At 46.5% G+C, this 17,840-nt stretch carries 13 protein-coding genes; 9 read left to right on the plus strand and 4 right to left on the minus strand.

Features of this window, described 5'->3' with window-relative positions; genetic code table 11:
* Positions 1-111 precede the first annotated feature (111 nt).
* Positions 112-2,130, plus strand: a complete 2,019-nt coding sequence (gene tkt / locus H6629_14740; protein ID MCB9069052.1) for a transketolase — start codon at positions 112-114, stop codon at positions 2,128-2,130.
* Positions 2,131-2,209: 79 nt separating this feature from the next.
* On the opposite strand, the gene H6629_14745 is transcribed toward tkt, so the two are convergent.
* Positions 2,210-4,354 carry a PKD domain-containing protein gene (locus tag H6629_14745; protein ID MCB9069053.1) on the minus strand — a complete coding sequence of 715 codons (2,145 nt, stop codon included), beginning with the start codon at positions 4,352-4,354 and terminating at the stop codon, positions 2,210-2,212.
* A gap of 386 nt (positions 4,355-4,740) precedes the next feature.
* Between H6629_14745 and H6629_14750 the strand changes: the two genes are divergently transcribed.
* The 4 genes from H6629_14750 (at position 4,741) to H6629_14765 (ending at position 10,808) form a co-directional block, all read left to right on the plus strand.
* A complete protein-coding gene (locus H6629_14750; GenBank protein ID MCB9069054.1) occupies positions 4,741-5,196 on the plus strand; it encodes a hypothetical protein in 456 nt (151 codons plus the stop codon).
* Positions 5,197-5,260: 64 nt separating this feature from the next.
* Entirely contained in the window at positions 5,261-9,247 is a 3,987-nt protein-coding gene (locus H6629_14755; protein ID MCB9069055.1) for a PKD domain-containing protein, read from the plus strand.
* A gap of 225 nt (positions 9,248-9,472) precedes the next feature.
* On the plus strand, positions 9,473-10,039 hold the full coding sequence (locus tag H6629_14760; protein ID MCB9069056.1) for an FAD-dependent oxidoreductase: 567 nt from the start codon (positions 9,473-9,475) through the stop codon (positions 10,037-10,039).
* Positions 10,040-10,142: 103 nt separating this feature from the next.
* Positions 10,143-10,808: a DUF4396 domain-containing protein gene (locus H6629_14765; GenBank protein MCB9069057.1), complete on the plus strand. Its 666-nt coding sequence runs from the start codon at positions 10,143-10,145 to the stop codon at positions 10,806-10,808.
* Between the two features lie 80 nt (positions 10,809-10,888).
* Here the strand turns inward: H6629_14765 and H6629_14770 are convergent, their stop codons facing one another.
* Positions 10,889-11,314: a ferritin-like domain-containing protein gene (locus tag H6629_14770; protein ID MCB9069058.1), complete on the minus strand. Its 426-nt coding sequence runs from the start codon at positions 11,312-11,314 to the stop codon at positions 10,889-10,891.
* Positions 11,315-11,353: 39 nt separating this feature from the next.
* Positions 11,354-11,929 carry a superoxide dismutase family protein gene (locus H6629_14775; GenBank protein MCB9069059.1) on the minus strand — a complete coding sequence of 192 codons (576 nt, stop codon included), beginning with the start codon at positions 11,927-11,929 and terminating at the stop codon, positions 11,354-11,356.
* 602 nt (positions 11,930-12,531) lie between these two features.
* Between H6629_14775 and H6629_14780 the strand changes: the two genes are divergently transcribed.
* The 3 genes from H6629_14780 to H6629_14790 all read left to right on the plus strand — a co-directional run bounded on the left by H6629_14780 (position 12,532) and on the right by H6629_14790 (position 14,775).
* A complete protein-coding gene (locus H6629_14780; GenBank protein ID MCB9069060.1) occupies positions 12,532-12,900 on the plus strand; it encodes an STAS/SEC14 domain-containing protein in 369 nt (122 codons plus the stop codon).
* Between the two features lie 53 nt (positions 12,901-12,953).
* Positions 12,954-14,207, plus strand: a complete 1,254-nt coding sequence (locus H6629_14785) for a BON domain-containing protein (GenBank protein ID MCB9069061.1) — start codon at positions 12,954-12,956, stop codon at positions 14,205-14,207.
* 112 nt (positions 14,208-14,319) lie between these two features.
* Positions 14,320-14,775: a hypothetical protein gene (locus H6629_14790; protein ID MCB9069062.1), complete on the plus strand. Its 456-nt coding sequence runs from the start codon at positions 14,320-14,322 to the stop codon at positions 14,773-14,775.
* An 18-nt stretch (positions 14,776-14,793) separates the two neighbouring features.
* On the opposite strand, the gene H6629_14795 is transcribed toward H6629_14790, so the two are convergent.
* A complete protein-coding gene (locus H6629_14795) occupies positions 14,794-15,672 on the minus strand; it encodes a hypothetical protein (GenBank protein MCB9069063.1) in 879 nt (292 codons plus the stop codon).
* A gap of 286 nt (positions 15,673-15,958) precedes the next feature.
* Between H6629_14795 and H6629_14800 the strand changes: the two genes are divergently transcribed.
* The gene (locus H6629_14800) at positions 15,959-17,776 is read left to right on the plus strand and encodes a hypothetical protein (protein ID MCB9069064.1); all 1,818 of its coding nucleotides are present in this window, start codon (positions 15,959-15,961) and stop codon (positions 17,774-17,776) included.
* The last annotated feature ends 64 nt before the right edge of the window (positions 17,777-17,840 follow it).

Genomic DNA, 17,840 nt, shown 5'->3' on the forward strand with positions numbered 1-17,840 from the left:
AAACTATTTGTAAATTGCAAAAAATATTGAGCAATCGGCTTTGCTTCCAGCCGTTTTTGCAATTAAACCGGAAACATTGAATCCATCTCATAAAAACACAGGAATTTGATAATGAACCGACTGAATGAAATGACGATTGACGAATTGTGCATCCAGACAATCCGCACATTGTCCATCGATGGCGTTCAAAAAGCCAACTCCGGTCACCCCGGTGCACCGATGGGTCTGGCACCGCTGGCTTATGTGCTGTTTACGAAAATCATGCAGCACAATCCCGATAATCCGCATTGGTTTAACCGGGACAGATTTGTGCTGTCGAACGGTCACGCCTCGATGTTGCTGTATTCGATGTTGCACCTTTGCGGTTACGATTTACCGCTGGATGAGTTGAAACAATTTCGCCAGTGGGGCAGCAAAACACCCGGACATCCCGAAGTGCACCACACCGCCGGGGTCGAAACAACGACCGGGCCGTTAGGGCAGGGCGTGATGAATTCGGTGGGAATGGCGATTGCCGAAGCCCATTTGGCTGCCACATATAATCGCGATGGCTTTGATATCGTCAATCATTTTACCTACGCCATTTGCGGTGACGGTGATTTAATGGAAGGCGCATCTCACGAAGCGGCGTCGCTTGCGGGACATTTGGGGTTGTCGCGACTTGTCTGGATTTACGATGACAACCACATCAGCATTGAGGGCAGCACCGATTTGGCATTTACCGAAGACGTGGCGAAACGCTTTCAGGGATACAATTGGCATGTGCAAAATCTCGGCGAAAAAGGCAACGATATCGCCGCCATCGAAAAAGCGCTGAAACGCGCACAGCGGGAGAAAAACCGTCCGTCGCTGATACTTTTGCGCACACACATCGGCTACGGATCGCCAAATATGCAGGATACCAGCGAGGTTCACGGCTCGCCGTTGGGTGAAGAAGAAGTGAAATTGACCAAAGAATATTACGGCTGGCCGACCGACGAAACATTTTTCATCCCCGAAAAAGCAGCCGCACATTTTGCGCAAACCAAACAGCGCGGCAAAGGTAAACAGCGCGGCTGGATGCGCAAATTCAACGCTTACAAAAAAGCATTTCCCGAACTGGCAGCGCAATTAAATGCAGCAATCAGCGGCAAATTGCCGGATGGATGGGATGAAAAATTACCTCAATTCAAACCATCCGATGGTGCAATGGCTACCCGGAAAGCATCCGGTGCGGTGATCAATTCGTTTGCCGATCGCATTCCGTGGTTTGTCGGCGGCAGCGCAGATCTCACACCATCAACAAATACGTTCATAAAATCCAGTGGTTATTTTTCGAAAGAAACGCCTGCAAATCGCAATATTGCGTGGGGTGTGCGAGAACATGTAATGGCGGCAGCCTGCAACGGATTGGCGTTGCACGGTGGGATTCGTCCGTATGGCGCCACATTTTTTGTATTCACGGATTATGCCCGACCGGGAATCCGGCTTTCTGCGATTATGCATTTGCCGGTAATTTATGTGATGACCCACGATTCTATCGGTTTGGGCGAGGATGGACCGACCCACCAACCGGTTGAACATTTGGCATCACTGCGGGCGATGCCGAATGTGACGCTGATCCGTCCGGCGGATGCCAACGAAACAACTTTCGCATGGAAAGCTGCGCTGGAGAACGCCAACGGTCCGACAATTCTGGTGCTCACCCGACAGGGATTACCCGTTTTTGATCGCAGCGAACTCGGTTCGGCTGATGGCGTGACAAAGGGAGCATACATTCTCGCCAAAGAAAAAGGTTTAAAACCAGCCGTAATTCTCATCGCCAGCGGGTCGGAAGTAGCAATTGTAATGGAAGCCAAAAAACAGCTCGACGACGCAGGAATTGACACGCGGGTGGTAAGCATGCCCAGTTGGGAATTGTTCCGGATGCAATCGGCGAAATATCAAAAAGAAGTGTTGCCACCATCTGTGAAAGCGCGGGTTGCGCTGGAAGCAGGATCACCCATGGGCTGGCGCGATTGGGTTGGCGAAAAAGGCACTATCATCGGTATTGATACTTTTGGTGCCAGCGCACCATACAAAGAAATTTACAAACACTACGGGCTGACTGCCGAAAATGTGGTGGGAAAAGTCAAGGCTTTGGTTGGCTAAATTGTGCAATAATTTTTTTTATGGAAATTATCCAAAAAGCCGGTGCAGCAATTTGCACCGGCTTTTTTTTTATTTTTTGTCATCTGTTGGGATTCACCCGGCAGGAAATGACCGTTCCAATCCAGCCGACCAGATTCAATCCGGTATTCCAGATCAGCATTATAAGCCAGCCCCATGCCCAAACACATGCACCGATGATAAATTCCAGCCAACTGACCACCAGTTGCACTAACCCCAAACTACCGACTTCGAAAAATATTTTGCACATCGACGGACGGCAGGCCACAATCCACCAGATAAATACGCCAACGCCCGCGCCGAACAGCAAAAGACCGATCGGTACCAATTTTAATGCACAGAATGGGCAAGTGCCGAAGTAAAGAAATATAAAACCTGCACTGATGAGCACTTGCCAGAGGAGCACCATCCAATCATCGCACCATGTTGGGCGGCAACACCACCACCAAAAGAGTAAAATGGCGATGGTGATCAGAATGGCGATGACCAGAACAACTGGCGCGACCCACACTGCAATTGCAGCCCAGCCCGCGGTTTGGGGGATCAACGGATTGACGACCACTTTTGCACAAATCCAGACGGCTGCTGCCATCGCCGAGATAGTTGCGAAAAATATGATTGCCAATCGCAACAGCCAGCAGTCGATGCAAAATGTATCTGTCCGGCAACCGCGGAGGGTTACGCTGGCCGAACGATCCGGGCAGTTGGGATCGGCGTTTGCGGCCGTAACGGTAACGGTGGTGCTGGGCGGCGTGGTTCTCAAAAAGCAGCATCCGCCGATGGCAGAACCATCGAAAGTGATGGTTGCCTGTGTGCCGTTGCCGAGTGGGGTTGCACCGGCAGACCATTGTAAATCCACATTTTCCAAATCACCGCCGGTTGCTTCCAGAAAATAGACCCCGGAATTTACGCAGCCTACGGTATTCACCGTATTTCCCGCGGTATCGGTAACGGTGATGCCGAGCGCTTCGTCCGGGCAGTCGCAGGCAACCAATGTAATTGCGTCGCTTAAAACCGGGCAGCCGTCGATCAGTACTGCCACGCTGATTTCCACAACTTCGCCTTCAGACAAATCGTAGCTAAACTCTGTTGTGGTGAATCCGGGTTGCAGAACGCCATCAACACTCCACGAAATTTGCATTTCCGGAGCATCCGGTTCAACCAGCACAATTGAGTATTTTGTTGCGGGAATGCAATCTTCGGTATCAATATCGATGGTGTTGCCAAGAGGATCGAGCACTGCCAAACGGGCGCGATCCGGGCAGCGTTGGCAACCGCTGAGCACCACGCTGTCTGCCAACGGGGGGCAATCCGGAGCGACGACCGCCACATTTATTTCCAGCGATTGCCCGGCAGAAACACTCACATCCAGTGTGCTGCCGGTTTGTCCTTGCTGCAACGTACCGTTAATCGTCCACGAAAACGTCAGGTTTGATCCGGACGGCTGAACCACTTTTACTGAATAATTTCCCGGGTCCAGACATGCCAATTGATCGATGTCAACGGTGTTGCCCAGCGCATCGCGGACTTCTGTTGATATCTGATCCGGACACGGCTCGGACGGACAATGGGGCAAATTCACCGTAACTTGCCCGGGCGGGCAGCCCTGCGGAAACACAATTCTGAACTCTGCAACATAACTCAGATTGTTTGGATCACTCGCGTCGTATTCGTGGGCGATATCCACCGGGTTTGCGCTAAAAACTTCGGACGATGAATTTTCGCCATCGCCGAAATCCCATTCATAAATGGTAGGGGTTGGCGCATTATTTACCGTCGCACGAAGCGAAACCAATCGTTTGCCATCGTTGGCGCAATTTTGTGAAATAGACAGTATTTCAACATTTACGGAGGGACACGGGTCGGTATCTGCCCGGCAGGTCAGCCCGTCGAACGCCTCACTGTTGCCACATGTCGGTTCATCGCAGCAAAATGCTTCCACCACCAGTTTTTCGACGTTGCTGCAGGCAAAATCTCCGGTGGTAAAATCGCCGTTTGCGGCGTCGAACAGAATAATCCATTCACCGTTTGGATTGATATTTTCGGTTTCCAACACCGATGTTTCGGTGCCATTCAGTGTATTGATGACCTTCACACAAATTTTTTGGCAATCCGTTACAGTGCCGGTAACCTCAAGTTTTGAGGGTGGCTGCCCGGATCCCGGAACAATTCCGGAAATACCGGAAATGATTATCTGACATGCCATATTATTCCCCTTTATGGGTTGAATAGTGTGGAATAGTATTTAATGTAAATGATCTAACTTAGAAATAATTTGAAGTGCAAGCGGTTCGCGAATAATGAGAATAGCAAAATGAAATGTATTTTTTAGATGCCGAATAAAATATGAATATATTATGAAAAATCCAACGTTTGCGCCCGACAATTTTGTATGAAAATTTGCGAAGCCAATTTGCCGTTTCGTAAACCTGTGAGCCTACAAATGCCGTTCGCTGACGATTCTTCCGGTAAATTTTACAAAAATAAAATGTAAATTTAACCATTTTGTGACGAATGTTTTTTGTTGTCTCTGAAATTCTGTTTTAAATTATGTGTAATTTTTTTTCAACCAATTTTAATTAAGGGTATTCATTGAAATACGTAAATGCATTTATTCTGATGGTGTTTTTTGGCACGGTCGCATGCCAAAAAACGGATAAAACCGCAGAGCATTCTCAAATGCAATCTGCAGATTCGGCGGTTGTTTACCAAGCACCCGTTGTTGCCGAAAATATCCCTCCCGGACAATGCCGTTTGGTTGGCAAAGTTGTTGAAACGGGTAATCCTGTGATTATTGCAGTGGAAAAAATTATCGGATACGGTTCCGGATTCAATGTACCGATTGCCGTTGGCAACCAAATTCCGGTTGAATTTGCCCAAAACGGAACGGGCAGTTCCGACACGGTTTCCCAACCATCGCTTCCCTCCGAAAATTTGCAACCCGGTGATTTGATTCGCACAGATATTCGTCGAAAAACGGATTCTTTCGATCAGCTCAACCGCCAGTTGATTGTTTTTATCGCTTATCAATTCGAAAAAATACAGTGATTGTTGAAAATATTAAAATTAGATACTTATTCATTTATGTTGATTCACAATGGAGGTAATTTTAATGAAATTAACAGTTTATAAACGATTGCTTTTTGCGCTACCCGTTGTCCTTGTGTTGATTGCAGCGGCAATATTTTTTACAACAGAACGGCGGGTTGCTCTTAACGAAGTCGATTTTAGCAACCGGCCACGGGTGCGATCATCATTTTCGCCCAAAAATCCGGATGACGCGCAATCCCGGACAAGCTTTGAATTCAACCGTTTCAAAAACCCGGTGACCGGCGAAATTCCAGCCAACATCCGCCAAAAAGAATTAGCGTTTGTGCGTAACTTAACCCAACAGCAACAATTGCAAAACAGCAACATTACCTATTCCGCTAATTGGGAATTGCGCGGTCCGAAAAACGTTGGCGGTAGAACCCGGGCATTGGCAATCGATCTCAATTTTAACGGATCGACCAACCGGCGGATTTTGGCCGGCGGAATTTCAGGTGGCGTTTATTTATCAGAAGATGACGGTGCAACCTGGAGTTTGCGCACCAGTTTGAGTTCGCACGCGAGTGTTACCTGCATTGCGCAGGACCCCACAAATCGCAGTGTGTGGTATTACGGCACCGGCGAAGCCGTCGGGAATTCGGCTGCCGGTGGCGGCAATTTTGCTTATTGGGGGCACGGTATTTTCAAATCCACCGACAACGGCAACAGTTGGTCGCAGTTGCCCAGCACGATAAACAATAACGATCCGCACAATTTTGATCAATTTTTTGATCTGGTTTACAACGTTGTCGTTAGCCCCACAAATAGCAATATTTTTGCCGCAACGTATGGCGCCATTTTCCGCTCGACGGATGGCGGCAATAGCTGGACACCGGTTCTCGGCAGACAACAATCGCCATTTAATTTTAGCACGGACGTAGCCGTTGCCAGCAATGGCGATGTGTATGCCGTTATGGGTAAACATGGCGCGCAAATTACGGAATATGGTGTGTACCGCTCCACCGATAACGGCGCCAATTGGACGCAAATTAACCCGTCGGGATTAAATGCAGATCCGCAACGGATGGTTGTGAACACCGCACCGTCAGATGCAAATACGGTGTATGTTTTGTTGCAGGTTGGCAATGGCTCCACTGCTGCGGAGCATCAATTATTCAAATACAACGCGGGTTCGAACAGTTGGACAAACCTCAGCTCTACGCTGCCAAACTTCGCGGATCTCGGTAAATTTGATTCGCAGGGCGGTTACGATTTGTATGTTAAAGTGAAACCGGATAATCCGAACACTTTCTGGCTCGGTGCTACCAACCTGTATCGAACCACCAACGGCGGACAATCTTATGATTGGGTTGGCGGTTATCACCAAACCGATTTTCTCTATCAAAATCACCATCCGGATAACCATTCGATGTCGTTTTATCCGAACAATGTCAATGCGCTTATTTCCGGGCACGACGGTGGTTTGTCGAAAGCGAGCAATGCGCTGGAATCGCCGCAAACCTGGACATCGCTCAACAATGGCTATCTGACATCGCAGTTTTATGCGACATCTGTAGACCCGAATCCCGGTGGCGTAAACATGTTGGGCGGCTTGCAGGACAACGGCAGTTGGCTGCTGGAGTCCAACGCACCCAATACCGATTGGGTGAATGTGTTCAGCGGCGACGGTGCGTATAACGCCATTGCTCCCGGCGGTTTCCCATTTTATGTCTCCTCCCAAAGCGGGAATGTGGTTCGGGTAACGATCAGCGGTAACCAGGCCGTTTATTCGCTGGTGAAACCGGCAAATGCTCAGAATTTCCTGTTCATCACTCCGTTTTTGCTCGACCCGAACGATCACAAAGTAATGTATATGGCTGAAGGCGGGCAGGTATGGCGAAACAGCAATCTCGATGGCATTCCGTCCGGAAACGGAAACCCGACATCGGTGAACTGGACAGCGTTGACCGGCTCAGCTGTCGCCAATTCACAGGTTACGACAATCGCGGTTGCCAAAACTCCGGCAAACCGGTTGTATTTTGGCGCAACCAATTATCAATCGACAACAGTTTTAAAACGGGTAGATAACGCCGCGAGCAATCCCGCCGGAACGGTTATTACGCCCGGCGTTACCCAGGGTGCGTATCCGTCCTGCATTGCTGTGAATCCCAATAATGGCGATGAAATTATCGCAGTTTTCTCCAGCTACGGTGTTGAGGGACTGTGGTATTCGTCGAACGCGGGAGCATCGTGGACAAATATTGACGGCAATTTGAGCGGGCAAAGCTCGCCATGCAGACGCTGGGCGAGCATCGTGCCAACTTCGTCCGGAACGGTTTATTTTATCGCGACCAGCGCCGGTGTTTACTCGACGACATCCGTTTCCGGCAATGTGAGTTGGCAACAGGAAGGTACTGCCCTGATCGGCAACGTACCAACCGATATGCTGGTTTCCCGTCCTGCAGACGGTTTGATTCTTGCTGCAACGCACGGACGCGGTGTGTATTCCGCGACTGTCGGCAGTGGGGGCAGTCCGGCAATTGCCAATGTAAACGTAAGCCAGGTGAACATCGAATTGCAGCCAAACCAAACGCGTTCCAGAAGTTTTCAGTTGAGTAATGTTGGCGGTCAGCCGTTGAGTTACTCCATTTCGGTGAGCGGTTTGGGCAATGCGGATAAAGGCGGTTTTCGGAACATGCTTTCCGAAAATTCGAAAATCGATAACAATTCGCCGCGCGCTTTTCCGCCAAAAAAACGTCCGGCGCAACTGCAACGGGTTTCTGCTGCCGGGGAAGTGGGGCAGCAGGGTGCATTTTCGCCGCAAACGCCGTTGATCGATGTGCTGTATCTCGACGATGGAAATGCGACGTCCGATGATTTTATCGGGACCAACGATTTTGTCGATTTCTATTGGGCAACTGAATACAACCTGACCAGCGGCTTCCAACTAGAGCAAATCGATTTTTACATGCGCACGGAAGGGTTGTTTTCCAACCTCGTTTATGTAGGTGTTTACAGCGATTTAAACGGCGCTGCGCTCGAAGAAGGGCTCCTGAATTTCAACACTGCGCCAAGTGGCGGATGGTTTACCGTAACACTAACGCCGGGCATCCAGTTTAACGCAGGGAGCACCTTTTATTTGGTTGTTGGTGCGGATGGGCTGATCAGCTTCCCCGCCGGTGCGGATGTGGATGCAACCATACCAAACAAAAGTTACTATCTCGATAATACCAGTTTTACCTGGCAAAACCTGAATACCGTTGGCGGATTTGAAAACGGTGCCTTTTTAGTCCGGGCGCTCGGGACGATCTCCGGTGGCGGAAATACGCCGCCCAACGCAGTTGCATCTGTGCCAACAACCGGCAACACAAATCAGGCAATCACGTTTGATGGCTCCGGATCGAACGATACCGACGGGACAATCAGCCAATATTCATGGAATTTTGGGGATGGCACAAACGGCAGCCAGGCCGTTACATCGCACACCTATTCGCAGCCGAATACCTACACCTGGACGCTGACCGTCACCGATGACGATGGCGCAACCGATCAGGCAACCGGGCAAATTACCATTTCCAACACAACCACAACACGATTGACAGTTACGCCCAGTTCAGGCTCCGTTGCGGCGGGCGGCAGCCAAACTATTGTCGCGAATTACGACGCCACCAATCAGCCGGAAGGCACTTACACCGGACAAATTTCCATCACTACCAACGGCGGGAATATCTCGTTGCCTGTAACGGTTTTGGTGAGCAATCTGGTGGGTATCGATGATGATGCAGCGCAGCCGGAAGCGTTCGAATTGGCGCAAAACTATCCCAACCCGTTTAATCCGGCTACGACTATTCGTTACAAACTTGGTGCGGCATCGCCGGTATCGTTAAAAATTTACGATATGCTCGGTCGGGAGATCAAAACATTGGTTGCAAACTCGCAGCCGGCCGGCAGCTACGAAATTGTTTGGGACGGCACAAATGCCCGAAACCAGCCGGTGCCTAGTGGCGTTTATTTGTATCGACTGAAAGCTGAAAATTTTTCTGAACAACGGAAGATGATTTTGTCAAAATAATTTCACAAATCACCACATTTCATTTGATAAGGCTGCGTTCGCGCAGCCTTTTTTTTATTTCAGAATGATGCGCCTGGTATTTCAATTTGATAATCCAGTTCTTGTGAAAATTATCCAAGTTGCTGTTTTTGTTGGATTTGAGAAAACACGAACTGTGTGGCACAGTTGTTGAACTTTATTGTTCGAATTACGGATCAAATTCTCAAATCGATAAAAGGAGTAACAATGCAAGTTGAACAATTTCAAGCAATTATCATCGGCTCGGGGCAGGGTGGGGGACCGCTAGCAACGGATTTGGCAGAAGCCGGATGGAAAACCGCCCTCATTGAAAAAGGAAATCCCGGCGGAACCTGCGTCAATCGCGGATGCACGCCCACCAAAACCGTTGCCGCCAGCGCACGGGTTGCTCATTTGGTCAGCCGTGCGGGCGAATTCGGTGTGCGAACCGGTCCGGTAGTTATCGATCTGCCAGCCATTCTCAATCGGAAAGATGACGTTGTCGAATTGTTTCGGAAGAGCGTTAAAAAATCGTTTAAAAATGTGGAAAATTTGACCTTTATCAGCGGCGAAGCGCGGTTTACCGGCGAAACGCGCGGCAAAATGAAAGTGGTCATTGATGCGAAAACCGACTGCATTTTGGGGTGCGCAATTCTGGCGCCGGAAGGCGGCGAGGTGATGTCTGCCCTGCAAATGGCGATGATGGGCGAACTGCCATACACCGAAATCCGTGATGGCGTTTTTGCTCACCCAACGATGACAGAATCGTTGAACAATCTGTTTGAAACGGTATAAACTTGGCGTTGCGGCAAAAACGCAGTAGGTTTAAGTAATTGATATTTCAATAGATATATCGGCAGCAATTGATTTAAATATTTCAAAAATAGCATGGTGGAAAATGCGAACCCTGATAATCGATATTTTGACAAACGTTCATTTTTTGCAATTCTGGCTGGTTATGGTTGTTGGATCGATGGCAACATTAATCCTCGATCTCACCACAAATAATTACCGATTGGGCGGATTGATGAAATGGGTTTGGGGATTTACAGTTTTGTATTCCGGTCCGTTTGGATTAGGGATTTACTTTTTTTCGGGTCGCCGGGAAATTAGTCATGATTCACTGTGGCGAAAGTCGTTTCGATCGGTTGCGCACTGCTATTCCGGCTGCGGCGCGGGTGAAATTGTTGGCGTTTTTATTGCAGCTGGTATTTTTTCGTTGAGCAATTGGTGGATCGCCGGAATTACTTTTGTTCTGGCATATGTTTCCGGATTTGCCTTCACCATCGGTCCGCTAATGCAGGATGGCGAACCCTTTCACCAGGCGTTGATGGATGCGCTTTTTAGCGAAACAGCCAGCATTTCAGTCATGGAAATTAGTGCAATTTGTGTTGATTTGTGGCTGGCGCAGAATGCAACCATGGCTCAGCCGGCATTTTGGGCATCATTGGTATTTTCATTGAGTATCGGATTGTTCGCCGCATATCCGGTGAATGTTTTGTTGATCCATTTTGGGGTAAAAGAAGGCATGCACAACCCGAAACACATGGCACACGCGCATTAATCGCAATAAAAAAAGGGACGTGAAAAACTCCACATCCCTTTAACTGATTAACGAATCAGCATCGATTGCTCTATCGTGGATTAAAATGGCCAATCTCTGAGCATGCGTTCTGTTTCTTCCGCATGTTTGGTTTCATCTTTTACAATATCTTCCAATTGGACCACTAAGCCTTTGTCGCCAAAGGCTTCTGCCTCTTTTGTCCGTTGTGTATAATCTGCGATGGCACATTTTTCGGCATTTAACACAGCTTTCAACATCTCTTTATTTAACTCAACCGCCGGAACTTCTCTGGGTTGGGTGACAGGTTTACCACCGAGTGCCACAATCTTATTTGCCAAAAATTCCGCATGTTGCTGTTCGTCAGTAACTTCATCCAGAAAAAATTGCGAGAGCTGTGGCCGATACGGTCCGGTGGTTTTTGCTGCGTATGTAATATATTGAATCATCGCGCTTAACTCACCGGCAAGATCCTGGTTTAAATTGTCGATTAATTGTTGTTTATCCATAACTTAACTTCCTTTCCATTTAGAGAAAATTCGAGCTTTTTATTCAGAAGGTTTCACTTCCGGCTTGCTGATACCAATCGTTCCGCAGGCAACTCTCGCTCCGGCTGCACCGGTTGGTTGGGAGGTCATGTCGTCTTTATCGGCATGAACAATTACGCCCCGGCCAATAATGGAATGTTCACCGTTCAATGCAATCTCTGAATCGATGTACATTTTATTTGCAACACCGTTTTCATCAGCGGTGATATTGCCTAAATCGCCAACATGGCGTGGGTCATCTGTGGGTCCGGCATGTTGGGCTTTTTCGGGATTATAGTGTCCGCCAGCCGATGTTCCATCGTCTGCGCTGCAATCACCAAATTCGTGGATATGAAAACCGTGATCTCCAGGTGTTAACCCGGTCACGCTCACCACAACCTGAACTGCATCACCAACCTTTGTGAAAACAACTTTACCGGTCACGCCACTGTCATTTTTTGGGTAAAGCACTGCAACGGCTTCCAGTACATCTGCAGTTGCTTTTACTTCCGGCATCTCCATTTTTTCCTGCTGCTGTTGACAAGATAACACCACGATGCTGAGCAAACCGGTTAAGGCTAAGTGAACTAATTTCATCATATCTCCTCTTTTAAATACTGCGTTATTTGTTGATGGCGCATTGCCACCTTACTACAGGTATTTGCAATGCCTGTGCCAAAATGAATCTTATTTAAGTGAGGAATATAGTTAAAAAAAAGGGACGTATTCGAATTTTCCAAAATACATCTCATAAAATTGTTTCAAATTGTTGTTTTTTAATAATATACGGTAGTGATCTTTGAAAAATTTCTCGGGCGGTTGTATTCCCTGCAGTTGCAAAAACTATTGATTTTGGCCGGAAGTTATCATAATCCAAAATTTACGTGCCGGAACAATCGTAAAAAGCATCTCTCATTTTGATAGAAATATCTCATTTTGATATGGCGCTTATGTTTGAGAATCGAGTGTGTTTGGAGAAATCGATCTGACCAAAATTTTTCAAGGGCACTTTACGGGCTCATCCGGTCAATTAAAATGGTTGTTTAAATCTATTAAAAACAGATAATTATCGCCTAAAAGCATAACGCCTGAAAACATTTGTGCGCTGACAAAAAACATTCGTTTATTGAGTGTGGCATTGTTTTTGGGGCATAGTTAAGCGATTAAAAAATTAAAATCAATCAGAAGGGAGTTATTGTATGTATTACACTTTTTTTCAGGAAACCAATAAAATAGAATTGGTATTAAGTGATAAATTGACCAAATCCGAGTTGTTTCAAATTACACATCAACTCGAATCGTTATCCACCATGTATAACGGCATAAATGTATTGATCGATGCTGGAAGTTTGACGTCGTATGATATTTCAACCGGAATGGATGAATTGAATATGTTGCGTCATAATCTTAATCGCATTGAACGAATAGCAATTGTTTCTGACGATAAATTTTATCAGTTTATCGCAAAAATTTTGGGCAAACTTACGGATACTGAAATTCGTTCGTTCTCTGTTCAAGAGATTGAGGACGGACGAAACTGGATTTTTCCGTCCAAGCTGCCCGTATAAATTCAACACCAGATTACAACCAAAAACCAACCACCATTGAAAGGAGAATTTTGATGCAAAACATCAAATATTTGAGTCATTCGAATCTTTCGATTAATAAATCTTTTACGGCCTTCGTGCTGATGATTCTCATTAGTTTGGCGGGTACAATCCGGGGATTTTCCCAGGCACCCATTGGTGATCGTCAAATCGTTTCATCAATCGAAACAGCTATTGCTGATGATCAGCTGATTGATCCGGATGCGTTGAAGATATCATCTTTAAACGGCATTGTAACAATGGAAGGCTGGACAAGTAACCTATTAGTGAAAGATCGCGCGGTTAAAATCGCAACATCTATAAAAGGTGTTCGCAGCATTATCGACCGGATGAGTGTTCGTCCCGCATTTGTGAGGGATGACGTTATTCAACAAAATGTGAAAAATGCTTTGGCATACGATCCCGCAACTGAATCGTATGAAGTTAACGTTACATCTGATAATTACACCGTCACGTTGAGCGGAACAGTAGATTCATGGCAAGAAAAACAACTTGCTGCGGAAGTTGCAAAAGGTATCAAAGGCGTGCAAAAAATTGAAAATAATATCGATGTCCAGTTTAACGGAAATCGCGATGACAGCGAAATAGAAATGGAAATTAAGCGTCGGATGCAATCCAGCATTTGGGTTGATGCAGAAGCTTTCAGCGTGAAAGTGAATAATCACGTTGTCACCATTTCCGGATATGTCGGCGATTTACCGGAAAAAAACCGCGCATACACAATGGCGTGGGTTCCCGGTGTCAAAAATGTAAACGATGAAAATCTGATTGTCGCATCTGTTTTGGATGATGACATGCAGAAAAAAAATCGCTTTATGACCGTTACAGATGAACAAATAAAGTCTACCATTGAAGATGCACTCATGTATGATCCAAGAGTTGCTTCATATAAACCGAACATATCGGTTGAAAACAGTGTGGTTACCCTAACAGGAACCGTAAAGGATTTTCTGGCGAAACGAGCCGCCGGAGAAAACGCCAAAAATACCTATGGCGTTAAAACCGTCAAAAACGATTTGTTGGTTCAACCCGTTTTTTCACCCGCCGATGAAATAATCGAAGAGCATGTGGAAGAAGCATTGCTCTGGGATCCGGTTGTGGAAAAATACCAAATTTCTGTGGATGTCGTTAATGGCGAAGTGTTGCTCAACGGCATTGTAAATAATGCGTTTGAAAAACATCGTGCAGTTCGGGTTGCCGGTGGAATTGCCGGTGTTGTGGGTGTTAACAACGCCATTACCATCCAGTCCCCAACGGCTGTTTACTAAACCTTAACCACTCATCCAGTTGAGCGGAACCAACGGTATCTTGCCAAACCTTTTACCGGGTTTGGCAAGACCCGTATGGTTTTATTTTTCTCATTTAACAAAAGGAATTACAATGAGTTACGAACAAGTAAAAGATGTACTGCAACAAGCCAAGTTGTTTTACAAAAAAACAGCAAATTTTTATGAACAATTGAGCCGTGAAAGTGATCAAGAGCGTGTAAAACTGCTGCTAAATTATATGGCAAAGCGTGAAAAAGCGTTTGAGCAAATAGTGGATCGATTTCATAACGAGAGCAAACAGAGTATTATTCAGCAATGGATGCAGTTTACGCCACCGCGAACAGTGACCAAAACACTGGATGAGTTGAAGAAAAAACCGATTGAATCTGTCGATGAATTAATGCAAATGGCGACAACAATGGACGACGCGCTCATCGAATATTACCGGACGCTGGTGAATATTTCCCGTAAACCGGAAGTTCGCGATGCGTTTATCAACCTCATGGAAGCAACGCTCAAAAAAGATCGCGAGATGGTATTTAATATGCACATGCAGCAGGAAATATGATATTTACGAATCGATATTTTACAGATGAACAATAATTTCCCCGCGAAATACGGGATAGCTTTCCTGCCAGAAATAGCGGGAATAATATAAACGGTAAATCAAAAACGAATCGCTTCGCATTTCTATATAGGAATTTACCAGATGAATGCCCGGATAGTAGCTGAGATACAGCCGTTTGTTTTTCCCGGGTAAAATGCTGGCTGAGTAAATGTGCCGGTTCGATCCGGTAGAAAAACTCAGCCCCAAAGGTTTGGCAATCCAATACGTAAAACGGTGTATCTTGTAATATTCTGTCATATATAGCGAGTATTGCGTCTTGATTCGCGGGAGCGTAATATTCACGCCATCTGCAGAATAGCCTTTGTATAGCGTCATCGAAATCAGATTGCGGTATTGCTGACGGACAAAAACCCGGTCCAGATCCCAGCGGATGGAGCGAATTTTCCATTTCCGAAGTTGCCGGTTGGTTTCGCCGGAAAGCACATTTGCTGCGCCACCGGCAATTGCCATTTTCACAATAGTCGTTTGTTTTTCGATGGGCAGTTGCTGCCCGATTTCCACCAGATCTTCAACGGTTTCATAGCCGTTCAGCCCGGCAGGGGCAACGGTTTGGACCAATCGCCGCAAATCGCGCATCACCCAATATTCATCGCGAAAATAGGGATGAATTCGCGGTCGACGGATGCCTGCCGCGTTGTTAATCTGCGTAAAATATGCCGAGGCAAGCGTATCGCGAACGGGTTCAACAGCCGGTTCAACCACCGCTGCGGTTTCTGTTCTGCGCGTGGCGTCGATAGCCTCCAAAAGCTCGTCCGGCGATTGTGCCATTGCACCCGACAGCCATAGACTCAACACCGGCAACCAGATTCGGCGAAAAAATTTCCCATCGAGAAACATATTCAACCCTGTTTGATTTGTTGAATGACATCCAAAAAATCATCAAAAAAACCAGTTGAGAATGAGAAATTGCGAATTCGAAAGTGCGGTAATTTCTTCCGGAATATTCGGTTGAGATTGAAAATTAGCATCGCGAATGTTGCTTTTCAAGTGCAAAATGTGCAGCCGATTTCGCCACAAATTGACCCGAATGTGAAGAACTACAACGCTTTTTGTCGATGAAAATCCGGTTCGCAGAAATGATAATTTTTCATATATTCAAATGAACAAAAATTCGCAGGAATGTATGAAACCAGCAGCTTTTTATTTCATTTTGAGAATGATGATCCCGGTTATTTTCGCAATTTCAACGATTGCAGTCGCGGATGAAAGTAGGCAATTTCCCGGTTTTTCAACGCATCCGTATGGAGATGAACAGGTTGTCTCGTTCAATTATTTTCCGGAAATACAGGTTCACATCAACGTTGCAGCCACAACGGATTTCGATCCGCAAAAACCGGTTGGGCTGGCGCTATTTGCCCTGCCAAATGGCAATTCCATCGAGCAAACGGTAGGAAAAATTGTGCAACCGGAAGATGACTGGCATTTTGGCATTCAGCATATCGGCGCGCAAACCCGTTTTCTGCGGCAGCAAATTGATGATTATAATTTGGTTGTTGTGTATCTGGCGGTGAATCAAAAAAGCTGGCCGATGTGGAAAAGCCAACACTCTGATTATGCGGAAATCGTAAAATCGTTGGTTGAGCACCTCATATCCTATTTCCGGGATTACGATCCGTTTGTAATTTTAACCGGACACAGCGGCGGCGGCAGGTTCATTTTTTCGGTTTTGGATGCATATCCCGAAATCCCAACATTTGTTCGGCGAATTTGTTTTCTGGATAGTAATTACGGTTATGAGGACAGTTACGGCGATCAGATTATCCAATGGCTGAATGCATCGGATATAAATTGCCTCAGCGTTTTGGCGTATAACGACAGTATTGCATTGTATAACGGGAAGCCGTTTGTTTCTGCAACCGGCGGAACCTGGTATCGCAGCAAAATGATGCAGCGGTATTTGTCAAACACCTTCGAATTTTCCACCAAAGAAGATGACGATTTTATCCGCCACAAAGCGTTGGACGGACGAATCCAGATTTTATTGAAAAAAAATCCCGGGCGGGAAATATTTCACACCGTTCAGGTGGAAAAAAACGGATTTATCCACACAATGTTGAGCGGAACGGCAACGGAAAACGCCGGATATGAGTATTACGGCGATCGCGTTTACGATGACTGGATTCAGCCGGATGCGCTGGAATACCCGAATTTTCAGATACCGCTGCGTTCACCGGCGGCTCCTGGGGGTTCGCAATTTATGGAATCGCTAAAGCCATTGTCCCGGGACGAAAAGCAGATGGCAATTTTAAACGAATTGCGCAAAGGTAACCTGCCATATTTTTTACGAAATTTAAAAACACTTGAAATGACAACCGAAGATGCCAACGGCAACATGCATCACGTGAAATACTGTGTGATGCCGGATTATCTCGCCATCGGATCGGACAGCAATTACTGCCGGATCCCGGTGACACCCGCCGTTGCCCAGCTCGTTGCAAATCAATTTGGCGCAACCTTGCCAACCCGTAAATTGGTGGATCATATTTATCGCGAAGCGGAAATAAAAATTGCACCGGTAACTTACACGCCGGTTGAGCGCCAAAATGAAACGATCGAAAAATTTGTGCTGCACAATTCGGCAATTGAACAACAGCGAATTGAAGCCGGCGGATCGCCCGGACAATTGATTGCCGGACACAAAAAAGATGTCGTTTTGAGCAATAAAATTGTCGATCCTGCACGACCCAATCACGTTGTGATTTATGGTTGGCACAAACTGGATGGTATTCGCATCCAACCGCTGACCAATATTCACATTGATTGGTATGTGGATTACAGCCACGGTGCGCGATTGATCGATTCGGAAATTTTTGTTGATGGCGAAAAAACCACAGTTCAAGCTGTATTGCAGGATCAGGTTTTATACAAGTTGCTGAGCGACGAAGATGCTCCAATGCCTCAAACCAGCTATTTACCGGAAAATGCAACAAAATCACAATAGAACAAAAAAAGCGGCGCCGTAATTGATCAATTACGGCGCCGCTTTTAAAATCGTAAACTACTGT

The organism is Calditrichia bacterium (assembly GCA_020634975.1).
In the GTDB taxonomy this organism is placed as follows: domain Bacteria; phylum Calditrichota; class Calditrichia; order RBG-13-44-9; family J075; genus JACKAQ01.

What these genes read in the sequence shown, in the direction of transcription:
- H6629_14775 (MCB9069059.1), bottom strand. Translation starts at nt 11,929, where the DNA reads ATGAAATTAGTTCACTTAGCCTTAACCGGTTTGCTCAGCATCGTGGTG.
- H6629_14765 (MCB9069057.1), top strand. Translation starts at nt 10,143, where the DNA reads ATGCGAACCCTGATAATCGATATTTTGACAAACGTTCATTTTTTGCAA.
- H6629_14790 (MCB9069062.1), top strand. Translation starts at nt 14,320, where the DNA reads ATGAGTTACGAACAAGTAAAAGATGTACTGCAACAAGCCAAGTTGTTT.
- H6629_14760 (MCB9069056.1), top strand. Translation starts at nt 9,473, where the DNA reads ATGCAAGTTGAACAATTTCAAGCAATTATCATCGGCTCGGGGCAGGGT.
- H6629_14795 (MCB9069063.1), bottom strand. Translation starts at nt 15,672, where the DNA reads ATGTTTCTCGATGGGAAATTTTTTCGCCGAATCTGGTTGCCGGTGTTG.
- H6629_14800 (MCB9069064.1), top strand. Translation starts at nt 15,959, where the DNA reads ATGAAACCAGCAGCTTTTTATTTCATTTTGAGAATGATGATCCCGGTT.
- H6629_14780 (MCB9069060.1), top strand. Translation starts at nt 12,532, where the DNA reads ATGTATTACACTTTTTTTCAGGAAACCAATAAAATAGAATTGGTATTA.
- H6629_14785 (MCB9069061.1), top strand. Translation starts at nt 12,954, where the DNA reads ATGCAAAACATCAAATATTTGAGTCATTCGAATCTTTCGATTAATAAA.
- H6629_14770 (MCB9069058.1), bottom strand. Translation starts at nt 11,314, where the DNA reads ATGGATAAACAACAATTAATCGACAATTTAAACCAGGATCTTGCCGGT.
- H6629_14745 (MCB9069053.1), bottom strand. Translation starts at nt 4,354, where the DNA reads ATGGCATGTCAGATAATCATTTCCGGTATTTCCGGAATTGTTCCGGGA.
- tkt (MCB9069052.1), top strand. Translation starts at nt 112, where the DNA reads ATGAACCGACTGAATGAAATGACGATTGACGAATTGTGCATCCAGACA.
- H6629_14755 (MCB9069055.1), top strand. Translation starts at nt 5,261, where the DNA reads ATGAAATTAACAGTTTATAAACGATTGCTTTTTGCGCTACCCGTTGTC.